General features: G+C 58.9%; 11 protein-coding genes, 3 tRNA genes and 1 pseudogene. 11 read left to right on the top strand and 4 right to left on the bottom strand.

Annotated elements, in window-relative coordinates; genetic code table 11:
• Positions 1–349: pseudogene (locus tag QWY76_RS01355) on the bottom strand (imidazole glycerol phosphate synthase subunit HisH); the annotation flags it as partial.
• Positions 243–836, bottom strand: a complete 594-nt coding sequence (gene hisB / locus QWY76_RS01350; protein ID WP_290309318.1) for an imidazoleglycerol-phosphate dehydratase HisB — start codon at positions 834–836, stop codon at positions 243–245. The pseudogene QWY76_RS01355 and the gene hisB, both read right to left, overlap by 107 nt.
• A gap of 196 nt (positions 837–1,032) precedes the next feature.
• On the opposite strand from hisB, the gene QWY76_RS01345 reads away from it, so the two are divergent.
• From QWY76_RS01345 to QWY76_RS01315, 7 genes are all read left to right on the top strand, one after another.
• Positions 1,033–1,485: an acetyl-CoA sensor PanZ family protein gene (locus QWY76_RS01345; RefSeq protein WP_290309317.1), complete on the top strand. Its 453-nt coding sequence runs from the start codon at positions 1,033–1,035 to the stop codon at positions 1,483–1,485.
• Positions 1,482–3,827 carry an AsmA family protein gene (locus QWY76_RS01340; protein WP_290309316.1) on the top strand — a complete coding sequence of 782 codons (2,346 nt, stop codon included), beginning with the start codon at positions 1,482–1,484 and terminating at the stop codon, positions 3,825–3,827. The genes QWY76_RS01345 and QWY76_RS01340 overlap by 4 nt, the downstream gene beginning before the upstream one ends.
• Positions 3,828–3,891: 64 nt before the next feature.
• Positions 3,892–5,004 (top strand): A/G-specific adenine glycosylase, encoded by a 1,113-nt coding sequence (mutY, locus tag QWY76_RS01335; RefSeq protein ID WP_290309315.1) that lies wholly within the window; start codon positions 3,892–3,894, stop codon positions 5,002–5,004.
• 3 nt (positions 5,005–5,007) lie between these two features.
• Positions 5,008–5,280 (top strand): oxidative damage protection protein, encoded by a 273-nt coding sequence (locus QWY76_RS01330; protein ID WP_290309314.1) that lies wholly within the window; start codon positions 5,008–5,010, stop codon positions 5,278–5,280.
• A 93-nt stretch (positions 5,281–5,373) separates the two neighbouring features.
• Positions 5,374–5,449: transfer RNA gene (locus QWY76_RS01325), tRNA-Phe, on the top strand.
• Between the two features lie 6 nt (positions 5,450–5,455).
• Positions 5,456–5,530: transfer RNA gene (locus QWY76_RS01320), tRNA-Gln, on the top strand.
• Between the two features lie 47 nt (positions 5,531–5,577).
• Positions 5,578–5,653 (top strand) — tRNA-Thr (locus tag QWY76_RS01315).
• A 193-nt stretch (positions 5,654–5,846) separates the two neighbouring features.
• Here QWY76_RS01315 and QWY76_RS01310 read toward each other — a convergent pair.
• Positions 5,847–6,002 carry a hypothetical protein gene (locus tag QWY76_RS01310; RefSeq protein ID WP_290309313.1) on the bottom strand — a complete coding sequence of 52 codons (156 nt, stop codon included), beginning with the start codon at positions 6,000–6,002 and terminating at the stop codon, positions 5,847–5,849.
• Here QWY76_RS01310 and QWY76_RS01305 point away from each other — a divergent pair.
• The gene (locus QWY76_RS01305) at positions 5,955–6,113 is read left to right on the top strand and encodes a hypothetical protein (protein ID WP_290309336.1); all 159 of its coding nucleotides are present in this window, start codon (positions 5,955–5,957) and stop codon (positions 6,111–6,113) included. The genes QWY76_RS01310 and QWY76_RS01305 overlap by 48 nt on opposite strands.
• A 156-nt stretch (positions 6,114–6,269) precedes the next feature.
• Here the strand turns inward: QWY76_RS01305 and QWY76_RS01300 are convergent, their stop codons facing one another.
• On the bottom strand, positions 6,270–6,476 hold the full coding sequence (locus tag QWY76_RS01300; protein WP_290309312.1) for a DNA-binding protein: 207 nt from the start codon (positions 6,474–6,476) through the stop codon (positions 6,270–6,272).
• A 612-nt stretch (positions 6,477–7,088) separates the two neighbouring features.
• Here QWY76_RS01300 and QWY76_RS01295 point away from each other — a divergent pair.
• The 3 genes from QWY76_RS01295 (at position 7,089) to QWY76_RS01285 (ending at position 10,333) form a co-directional block, all read left to right on the top strand.
• Positions 7,089–7,790 carry an AAA family ATPase gene (locus QWY76_RS01295; protein ID WP_290309311.1) on the top strand — a complete coding sequence of 234 codons (702 nt, stop codon included), beginning with the start codon at positions 7,089–7,091 and terminating at the stop codon, positions 7,788–7,790.
• Positions 7,771–9,678: an AAA family ATPase gene (locus QWY76_RS01290; RefSeq protein WP_290309310.1), complete on the top strand. Its 1,908-nt coding sequence runs from the start codon at positions 7,771–7,773 to the stop codon at positions 9,676–9,678. Before QWY76_RS01295 ends, QWY76_RS01290 begins: the two co-directional genes overlap by 20 nt.
• A 118-nt stretch (positions 9,679–9,796) precedes the next feature.
• Positions 9,797–10,333, top strand: coding sequence for a hypothetical protein (locus QWY76_RS01285; RefSeq protein WP_290309309.1), 537 nt, complete (start codon positions 9,797–9,799; stop codon positions 10,331–10,333).
• Positions 10,334–10,453 lie beyond the last annotated feature (120 nt).

The raw sequence follows: 10,453 nt of genomic DNA, 5'->3' as shown, positions 1-10,453 counted from the left end.
CGAGCAGTTCCTGGACCAGGCCGCGCAACTCGGTGCGCTCGAGTTCGCCCATGCAGTCGCGGATGGCGCCCTGGCCGGGCAGGACCAGGCGGGTGGCGCCGTGGATGCGGCGGGCGTCGCGGGTCACCACCACGTGCTCGTGGGTGACATGTTCCAGTGCCTTGGCGACGGAATGCAGGTTGCCCATCCCGTAGTCGATGACGGCAATGGTCATGGGGCGCTCCTCGTATCGGTCGGCGGTCTCACAGGCTGCCCTTGGTGGACGGCATCTGGCCGGCCATGCGCGGGTCCTCGGCGACGGCCATGCGCAGCGCCCGGCCGAAGGCCTTGAAGATGGTTTCCGCCTGATGGTGGGCGTTGAAGCCCTTCAGGTTGTCGACGTGCAGCGTGACCCGGGCATGATTGACGAAGCCCTGGAAGAACTCCCAGAACAGTTGGGTATCCAAACGGCCAATGCTGGCGCGTGTGAACTCGACGTCCATGAACAGCCCCGGGCGACCCGAGAAGTCTACCACGACCCGGGACAGCGCCTCGTCGAGGGGCACATAGGCATGGCCGTAGCGGTAGATGCCACGCTTGTCGCCGACCGCCTTGTCGAAGGCCTGGCCCAGGGTGATGCCGAGATCCTCGACGGTGTGGTGGTCGTCGATATGCAGGTCGCCCACCGCCTTGATGTCCAGGTCGATCAGGCCGTGGCGGGCCACCTGGTCGAGCATGTGGTCGAGGAAGGGCACGCCGGTCTCGCAGCTCAACCGGCCCTCGCCATCGAGGTTCACGGTGACGGTGATCTGGGTTTCCTTGGTGTCGCGGCTGACCGTGGCGATACGCTCGGACATGTCGGGTCTCCAGCGCCTGGGCGCTTTTCGGGGGTGGGGGCGGGCTCCCTGACGCCGGGCACCGTCGGGGACCTGGGATGCAGGGACGTGGCTGCCGTCGCAGGACAGCCATTATAGTGAAACGCCGCCCCCATCCGCTACAATGCCTGCCACTTCAGCGGTGGCGGCGATGGCCACCCCTCAGGGAGAATCTCGCATGCCGGTAACGCTCCACCGAGTCGACCAAGCGGCCTGGGACGCGGATGCCCAGGTGCAGCAGGACCTGTTGCGCATCTATGCCGATGCCCCTCCCGAGCGTTTGCCGCTCTCCCCGGAGGACTTCATCAGCCGCCACCTGGCGGCGGACCGCTTCTTCTGCTGCGCCCGCTTCAATGACCGCCTGCTGGGGGCCCTGGCGGTGCAGTGCGACCACGAGGCCTGGTGGCTCTCGCACCTGTGCGTGCGCAAGACCACCCGCCGCCGGGGCGTGGGCAGCCGCCTGCTGGCCCTGACCGGCGAGGCCGCCCATGCCGAGGGACTGCGGCTGTGCGTGGCCAACCCCAAGCTGCCCTTGGCCGACCAGCTGATGCTGAGTCGTCTCGGTTACCGGTTGACCAAGACCGGTGATTACTTCGAACTGGATCTGCAGCCCAAAGGAGCCGGGCAATGAAGCGAATCTTGCGAACCCTGCTGGCCGCCATCGGTGTGCTCGGGCTGGTCGTGGTGGGGGCCGTGGTCTTCGTGACCACCTTCTTCGACCCCGAGGACCTCAAGCCGCGCCTGGTCGAGGTGGTGCGGGAACACAGCGGTCTCGAACTGGACCTGGACGGGCCGCTGGCGTGGTCCTTCTATCCCCGCCTGGGGGTCAGCGTCGAGTCGGCCCAGGCCCGCCTGGCCTCCCAGGCCGCCGACGACACGCCCTTCGCCGCCTTCGATCATGCCGCGGTCAGCCTGGCCATGGCGCCGCTGTTGCGCGGCGAGATCGCCATCGACGGCCTGACCCTCGACGGCCTGGCCCTCAACCTGGAACGCGATGCCGAGGGACGCGGCAACTGGGAGACGCTGATCGAGCGTCTCGAGGAGCGTGGCGAGGAGGCCGAGGCCGTGCTGGCGCCGGCCAGTGCCGGCCCCAGCCCGGAGGACGCCGGCGGCCTGGCCGTGGCGCTCAACATCGCCAGCGTGCAGATCCGCGATGGCCAGGTGAACTACCGGGATGCCCAGGCCGGCCGCGAGCTGGCCGTCGAGCAGGTCGACATCTCCGGCAGCAACGTCAACCCCGACACCCCCTTCCCGGTCACCGCGAGCCTGCAGGTGGCGGTGGAGAACGGCGCCGAGTCCCAGGGCGAGGGCGATGCCGGGATGGTCAGCCAGGTCGACCTCGAGACCAAGGTCAACCTGGGGCTGGCCGAGGGCCGTCACGTGCTGAGCGAGCTGATCCTCGATACCTCCACGCATCTCGCCGGTGGCGACGAGGAGGACGCCCAGGAGGCCCGGCTCCACGCCAAGAATCTGGTGCTGGATCTCGCCGCGGGGCAGTTCAAGTCGAGCGGCAGCAATCTGGAGCTCAACCTGCTCCATCCACGCCTCGGCGAGAAGCGCCTGCCGCTGACGCTGGCCTTCCAGCTCGACGCCGACCTGCAGCAGGACACCGTCCGGCTGCGCGAGATGGAGTTGACCGGCCCCGACGGCCTCGAGGCCAGCGGCAACCTGGCCATCAACGAGCTGCGCCAGGCACCCCGCTACGAGGGCCAGCTGCGCCTGGCCTCGCTGTCGCTGCGGCCCTGGCTGGTCCGTTTCCAGGCGATGCCGACCACGGCCAGCAACCAGGCGCTGAGCGAGGTGGCCCTGGCCAGCTCGGTGGAGGGCGACCTCGAGAGCCTCGCCCTCGACGACCTGACGCTGAGCCTCGATGGTGGCACCTTCAACGGCCACCTGGCCGGGCGCTTCGACGGCTCGCGCCTCGAGGCCGACCTCAAGGGCGACAGCCTGAACCTGGACGACTACCTGCCGCCCCCGGACGGGTCGCCCAAGACCGCCTCCCAGGGCGCGATCATCCAGAGCGCCGTCGCCGAGGAGCAGAGCGGCGGCCTGGTGCCCGCCGAGTGGCTGGGCGAGCTCGACCTCGACGCCCACCTGGTGCTCGGCCAGCTCACGCTCATGGAGCAGACCTTCGAGAACGTCGAGCTGACCCTCCAGGGAAGCGAAGGCCGCCACCGGCTGACGGCCTTCGAGTCGGACTTCCACGATGGCCACCTCGCCGCCAGCGGCCAGCTCGACGTGCGCGAGACGCCGCTGCGCTGGCGGCTGGCACCGCGGGTGGAGAACGTTCGCCTGGGCTCGTTGCTGGATAGCCTGAGCAGCGAGCCCGCCCCGCTGGGCGGTCGCCTGCAGGGTGAGGGTGAACTCGAGAGCCAGGGCAATAGCATGGCCGAGATCAAGCGTGCCCTGGGCGGGCGGCTGGCCACCCGGGTGGCCGAGGGCCGCATCGCCGGCGTCAACGTCTCCGAGGAGCTGTGCACCGCCGCGGCCCGCCTGGAGGGCGAGACCCCGAGTCGCGAGTGGCGCGATGACACCGAGTTCGAACGCGCCGAGGCCAGTTTCCGGATCCGCGACGGCGTGGCCGAGAGCGACGACCTGCTGGTGACCATCCCCGGGGTCGCCCTGGATGGCGAGGGCCAGCTGGATCTGACCAGCGAACAGTTCGACCTCAAGGCCGCCGCCCGCTTCACCGACTCCGTGGATGCCGCCTGCGAGGTGAACCCGCGGATCGTCGACGTGCCCTTCCCGGTGCGCTGCGAGGGCCAGCTCGGTGGCGACAGCGGCGAGTGGTGTCGCTTCGACCGCGAGGCCTTCCAGGATACCCTGGCCGGCCTGCTGCGCCGCGAGGTCAGCGAGCGGGCCGACGAGGAGGTCGAGGAGCGTCTCGACGACGCCGTGAAGAAGCTCGACGAGCGCCTCGGCGAAGGCGCCGGCAGTGAACTTCGCAAGACCTTCGAGGGTCTATTCGAGTGAGCATTTAGTAAGCCAGTCCTGCGCCGACGATCCGTCGGCGCTTTTTTTCGTGTCGAGATCGCCCATGACGGATCATCCGCCCGCCATCCTCGCCCCCGCGACCTTCCAGCGGCGCCTGCTCGACTGGTTCGAGCTCCACGGCCGCCACGACCTGCCTTGGCAGCAGGACCGCACGCCCTACCGGGTGTGGGTCTCGGAGATCATGCTGCAGCAGACCCAGGTGGCCACCGTGATCCCCTACTTCGAGCGCTTCATGGCGCGCTTCCCGGACGTGCAGGCCCTGGCCGCCGCCTCCCGGGACGAGGTGCTGCACCTGTGGACCGGGCTCGGCTACTACGCCCGCGGGCGCAACCTGCACAAGGCGGCGTGCACGGTGGTGGCCGAGCACGGCGGCGACTTCCCGGTGGACAGCCTCGCGGCCATGGCCGCGCTGCCGGGTATCGGCCCCTCCACCGCCGGGGCGATCATCGCCCAGAGCACCGGCCGGCGCGCGGTGATTCTCGACGGCAACGTCAAGCGCGTGCTCACTCGCCTGCATGCCGTGGAGGGCTGGCCGGGGCGACCGGCCGTGGAGCGCCGGCTCTGGGCGCTGGCCGAGCACTACACCCCCGACCGGCGGCTGGTGGACTTCACCCAGGCGATGATGGACCTGGGGGCGACGCTGTGCAGCCGTGGCCGCCCCGACTGCGCGGCCTGCCCCTTCAGCGACGCCTGCCTGGCCCATGCCCGGGGCGAGCAGCGCCGCTTCCCCGAGTCCAAGCCCAGGAAGGCGCTGCCCACGCGCCAGGCCGCCATGCTGGTGCTCCAGGACGACCAGGGCCGGGTGCTGCTCGAGCAGCGCCCCTCCAGTGGCCTGTGGGGGGGGCTCTGGAGCCTGCCGCAGTTCGAGGACGAGGCGGGCCTGCAGGGCTGGCTCGACCAGCATGCGCCCCGCGCCGAGCTCGACGCCGCCTGGTCGTCGTTCACCCACGTGTTCAGCCACTTCCGCCTCGAGATCACCCCCCGGCCGGCGCGGGTGACGCGGCTCGACGCGGTGGGCGAGGGCCGGCGCTGGTTCGACCCCGAGGCGCCGGACAGCATCGGCCTGGCCGCCCCGGTCAAGGGCTTGCTGGAGTCGCTGCGACCCTTCACCCTGTCCGCACCCGAGAGTCCCCGTTTCGATCCCCAGGAGAAGTGACCGATGAGCCAGACCGTGTTCTGCCGCAAGTACCAGCAGGAGCTGGAAGCCCTGCCGTTCCCGCCGCTGCCCGGCAAGAAGGGCCAGGAGATCCAGGCCAGCGTCTCGAAGCGGGCCTGGGAGGAGTGGCAGGCGCTGCAGACCCGCCTGATCAACGAGAAGCACCTCAACATGCTCGAACCCTCGGCCCGGGAATACCTGATGGAGCAGCTTGAGCGCTTCCTCGACAACGAGGAAACCGACCAGGCAGAGGGCTATGTTCCCCCCGAGAAGTGACCCCTGGAGGATCCCACTGGCAGCGCCATCTTTTTGAAACGGAAAGGGTTGACGCGAGCGGGCCAGTGGGGTTTAATACGCACCGTTGGCGAGGGCCAGATAGCTCAGTTGGTAGAGCAGGGGATTGAAAATCCCCGTGTCGGCGGTTCGATTCCGTCTCTGGCCACCACAATGCTGGGGTATAGCCAAGCGGTAAGGCACCGGTTTTTGGTATCGGCATGCGCAGGTTCGAATCCTGCTACCCCAGCCACGTCAACCCCGTTTCCGTTCTGCATCTCGACCCGCAGTCGGTCCCGAGCCGGCATAGCTCAGTTGGTAGAGCAACTGACTTGTAATCAGTAGGTCCCGGGTTCGACTCCTGGTGCCGGCACCATCGAGACGTCGGGAAAATCAAAGAGCTGCAGAGCACAAGAGGCCGCCCATCGAGGCGGTTTTTTTGTGTCTGTCTACAGCGCGTGGACAGCCTTCCTGCCAAAAAAAGACCCGCCGATGTGGCGGGCCTGTCAAATGCTCCCAGATGGGAACCTGCCTGAGTACTGCCATTGAGTGCGTCAATGGCACCCCGATCATCGCTCAAGATTCTTGCAGCAATGTGACGACCGGGCTCGGCGTTTCCGCATCGTCGAGAGGGCCGGGGCGAAGTGAACATGGCGCATGGTCATGGTGATCGACTGATGGCCCAGGATGCACTGAAGGACCAGGATATTGCCGCCGTTGATCATGAAGTGACTGGCGAGGGGATGGCGGATGACATGGGTCGGCTGCCCCTCGGGGAGATCGATGCGCGTCCCCTGGTTGGCCGACGGGAAAGCCTTGCAGGACTCGGCAAATAGCCTGCCGATCTTTCGCTGTCGACGCTGGCCGGCCTGTGGGCAAGGAAGACAGTCCAGGTGCCGTTATCACGGTGCTGGCCGATATGGCCGGCCTTGCGGCCCTCTACCTCGAGCCGCTCGATGGTGCCGAGGCGTCGGTGACGGTGCGGAGGGGGATCATGCCCAGCGCTCCTCGTTCATGCACTCAGCGGTCAACATGGCGACGTCAACGAGGCGACGACGCCCGACCTTGATCAGGGGAAGGTGGCCCTGCTGGAGCTGCCCACCGACGGTGTCGGGGGGCAGGCCGTTCAGCAAGGCGAACCGCTCGATGGTCATGACGGGCACGCAGGCCGGCACCTGGGGCGCGTTGCTCGTTTCCATGTCGTACCTGCTCGCTGTGGCTGGTTGTGGTCCTTTCAGAGGTGAAATATGCTTCGAGGTATCCCGACTTGTCGGGTATCACCTGAAGTCAGGATTACCGAGAAGTCGGGATATGTCAGCAGACAGGCCGAGAGAATCCGTCAGATCCGTGAAGTGGAACGCGCGGTCGAGGCGAATTCTCGCAACTTATTGGAATGCCTAAGAAAATACTCGAAAATATCGAGCTGACCGGGCGTGCGCCAAAGGGTAAGTTTTTGGAAGCCGTATGTTGGCAGTGGCCGAAATACACCATGTGGCTGATGACCGACCAGGTGAACGAGGAAGCAGGGCAGGTGAGTCCGGAGATCGAGAAGGCGCACGGATACCGACTAGCCAGGAAGGCAGCGGCAAGGTGGTACCAGGGCGGATGGCTCCAGGGATAGGAGGTCTGCCTTGAGCAGAGAATAACCAACCGTGGATAAAAAATAAAAACGTAACTATATATATATTGGATCCGGCTTTATCGGGATCTTGTTAAGATGCATTTGATGGGCTGCAAAGGTTTTAGTAAAAAAGCAAGTTGCAAGTAGGGTTTGATAATAAATAAAGATTTTTGTACGTCAGGGAGGATATATGACACCAGTTGAAAAAATCGCTCATTGGGTTGAGGGAAAGCCTGTTTGGTGGAAGCATGCAGTACGTCTTTCTTTGTACAATGAGACGCTTGGCAGGGAAGAGCTTGATGAAATACTCCAAGTAGCAAGAGTGGAAAGTGGCTTGTATGAAGAGGCGGAGTTAAGTGATGATGTGAAATCAAAGCTTGACGTAAAAGGTTATGAGAGCGAAAGCGAAAAAGTAACAGTTAGATCAATTAGCAATGTTGTCAATGTTGGCGCCTTAGCTGAAGACCAAGAGCTAAAGTTTTCAAGCCCGAATCTTAATATAGTCTATGGAGATAACGGGACAGGAAAGTCAACATATGCAAATATATTAAAAAATGTATGCTTATCCAGAGGTGGGGCAAGAAAAGTAATTGGAAATGTATTCGAGGAGTCACCTCACTCTCCGTCATCTTTGTTTAAAGTTAATGTGGCGGGAGAGGATCTAGAAGTACAGTGGCAAGTAGGCTTTGAGTCCGATGAAAGGCTTAAATCCGTTAGAGTTTTTGATAGCTCTTCTTCAGAGCACTTTGTAGCAAAGGAAGACGAACTCGGCTATAAACCTTTTGGGTTATCCCTACTGGAAGACCTGGCTGAAGCAGTAGACCATGTAAAGCGTAATGTTCATGAAGAAATAATGCCAGGAAATGGGTTTAGTGTCCTCCCCCGAATTTAATGACACGGAAGTAGGGAGGTTTATAGAATCCCTTTCTGATCATACAAATGAGGATCAAGTTTCTGAGCTTGTTAATAAAAAAAGCAGTTGCTTCGATCCGGACAAGGTGAGAGAAGAGGTGGTACGCCTCAAAGCACAATCACCAGAGGCCATTGTGAAAGAGCTGGAGGGGAGGAAACGGCAGCTTGAGCCACTTATGAAGTATCTTCAAAAGGCATTAGATAGATTTGGGGATACAAGATATTGTGATATTTGGGGGAGCAAGAGAGAATATTTAGATAAGGCAGAAATTGCGAAAGCTGTTCGAGAGAAACTACTCACCGGCCTTCCTCTATCCGGAGTGGGGAGCGCTGAATGGCAGGCAATGTGGCACACTGCTGAAAAGTTTGTTCACTCTGTAAACCACTTGGCAAATTTCCCGCCGAGGCTAGGTGAATACTGCCCTTTATGCACCCAAGAAGTTGACCAGAATGCTAACGATCGCCTTTTAGGCTTCTATAGCCTGATGGCTGATCAAACATCAAAAGACGAAAAGGATGCTCTAGAGAAGTATCATCGGTTAAGGCGAGAGTACTTGTCAGCCCGGTTTGATTTGTCACATTACCCTGCTGCGATCGCGCTAGTTCAAGAGTATAATCCTAGCTTTCAAAGTTTGTTAGCGGGAGTGGAGTTAGAAATTGGTAACAGGTTAGCAGCAGTAGAGAGCAATGAAGAGCCCGATCCAGCAACGGTTATTCCACTTGATGAAAATGTGGTAAATGTAGTCTCTTCAATTATAGAAGGGTTGGGGAGGGAGATTGAAAGTGTTGCTAGTAGAGGGGGGGCGGATGAAATAATTGAAGAGAAAGAAGCTAGTATTCGTGATCACGAAGATAGAGTTCTTCTCGAAAGAAATGCTGATAAAGTTATATCTAACATAAGAAGGTTTAAAGCGGTTGCGAAATATAAGAAGATAGAATCTGAGTGCAAGCCCAGGTCGATTACAGATCTTAATACATCTATATGTCAAGAAGCAGTTGTTCAGCCGCTGATTGAAGCCTTTGATGATGAACTGAGTAAGTTTGGGTTTTCTCGCTTTAAAGTTCGGCCTAAGACACGAGGGAGATCGGGCTCTCAGTTGCTTAAGCTAGAGGTGTTTGAATCTGGAGAGCCGGTTGTTGCTAATGTTGCAAGTGAAGGCGAGCAGCGATGTATAGCCATAGCGTGTTTTTTAGCAGAAATGAGAGCTGACGAAAGGTCCTCTGCCATAGTATTTGATGATCCTGTCAACTCATTAAGCCATCAGTGGGCTCATAAGGTTGTGAAAAGGATAGTTGATGAATCTTTGGAAAGACAGGTAATAGTTCTTACTCATGATATTGTCTTTTATAAAATGATGTTGGAGGAGTGTGAGAAAAGAAGTTTGGAGGCGCCAAATCAAAACTGCTTGATGAGAAGTAGAAGAAGAGCTGGTATTGTGAGGTCCAGCCCTCCTTGGGATGCGTTGACGACTTCTAAAAGAATACAAGAATTAAAAGTGATGTGCAGGGGTTTGGCCAGGGTTGACGCTGATGAGCTAGAGAGTGATTTTAGGAGAGATGCATCCGAGTTTTATGGTTATCTGAGGGAGGCTTGGGAGCGGTTAATTGAAGAAAGGCTTTTATATCAAGTTGTGACTAGGTTTGGTAGGGAGATACAGACAACTCGGCTGAGAAGGCTAACAGATATAACTGATGACGATTTTGCGCGTATAAGTAAAGCTATGTCTAAGTGCAGTGCTTATTTCAGGGGGCATGATACGTCACCAGCTGTTGCGGGCGATTTTCCAAGCATGGATGAAGTTTGGGAAGACCTAAGGGATATTGAGGAGTATCATAAGCACCTATGCGGAGAAAGGAAAAGATCTTAGTAAGTTTTATATCGAATGCTGTGTATGAAAGTACTAGATAACGCAGTGTTTTTTTGTTTATCTTCACGGCTCCGGTTTGGATAGTGTTTTTAAAAAGCCAGGATAGAAAGGAGGGTGTGTGGAAGGGATTTATCCTGTTTGGTTTGTTCCTTTTTTTGTGGCTGGGATGACCATAATTGTAATGGCCGTTGCGACTTTGCTTCACATGTTAGCGGCAAAAAAAGAAAGAGTCATGCATGTCCTTTATGAAATACTTGCTTTGATAAAAGTTGCCCGAGATGGTCTTTGTTTTGATAGTGACAATTATTTGCATGCGGAATCTCTTAGGGGGAAGCTGGTTAATGTTCATAATGGGATTTATAGTGTTTCTTCAGTTATTGAGGTTGATAAAGGCTTGCGAGACTGGATGCATCCACAGCTTGAGAGGTTGGCGCAGCTGCAAAGAAAGTTATATTTGGGTGAAAAGATCCCGTCAGATGTTGATACATACCAAGAGGCTCTAACTTCATTAGAGGCTTTGTTTTTTGATATTGAGAGAGAGTTAAGCCAATCGCTTAGGAAGGGGGTGGTTTATAAGGTAATGTTTGGGGTTTTTCTTATCCTACTGGCATATGTGCCTTATTTTTATAGTCTGTTTTCAAATGCCGCTTTTTAAATGTCCGTAATATTGATTAATCTTGCGCTTGAAATAATAGCTTGGGCGCACGCATCAACGTGACCTTCCCCCCAGAAACCGGTCCACCGGCAATGTGAGATTTCCGCTACGTTTACCCTG

Origin of the sequence: Halomonas maura (assembly GCF_030409305.1) — a bacterium.
Taxonomy (GTDB): domain Bacteria; phylum Pseudomonadota; class Gammaproteobacteria; order Pseudomonadales; family Halomonadaceae; genus Halomonas; species Halomonas maura.
Note: the sequence above shows the minus strand (reverse complement) of the source record. Positions and strands in the feature narration are given on the sequence as shown.

Excerpts from the sequence above, each read along its gene's own strand:
- QWY76_RS01310 (WP_290309313.1), bottom strand. The coding sequence starts at position 6,002 with ATGATCAACGGCGGCAATATCCTGGTCCTTCAGTGCATCCTGGGCCAT.
- hisB (WP_290309318.1), bottom strand. The coding sequence starts at position 836 with ATGTCCGAGCGTATCGCCACGGTCAGCCGCGACACCAAGGAAACCCAG.
- QWY76_RS01295 (WP_290309311.1), top strand. The coding sequence starts at position 7,089 with ATGACACCAGTTGAAAAAATCGCTCATTGGGTTGAGGGAAAGCCTGTT.
- QWY76_RS01330 (WP_290309314.1), top strand. The coding sequence starts at position 5,008 with ATGAGCCAGACCGTGTTCTGCCGCAAGTACCAGCAGGAGCTGGAAGCC.
- QWY76_RS01305 (WP_290309336.1), top strand. The coding sequence starts at position 5,955 with ATGGCCCAGGATGCACTGAAGGACCAGGATATTGCCGCCGTTGATCAT.
- QWY76_RS01345 (WP_290309317.1), top strand. The coding sequence starts at position 1,033 with ATGCCGGTAACGCTCCACCGAGTCGACCAAGCGGCCTGGGACGCGGAT.
- QWY76_RS01300 (WP_290309312.1), bottom strand. The coding sequence starts at position 6,476 with ATGGAAACGAGCAACGCGCCCCAGGTGCCGGCCTGCGTGCCCGTCATG.
- mutY (WP_290309315.1), top strand. The coding sequence starts at position 3,892 with ATGACGGATCATCCGCCCGCCATCCTCGCCCCCGCGACCTTCCAGCGG.
- QWY76_RS01340 (WP_290309316.1), top strand. The coding sequence starts at position 1,482 with ATGAAGCGAATCTTGCGAACCCTGCTGGCCGCCATCGGTGTGCTCGGG.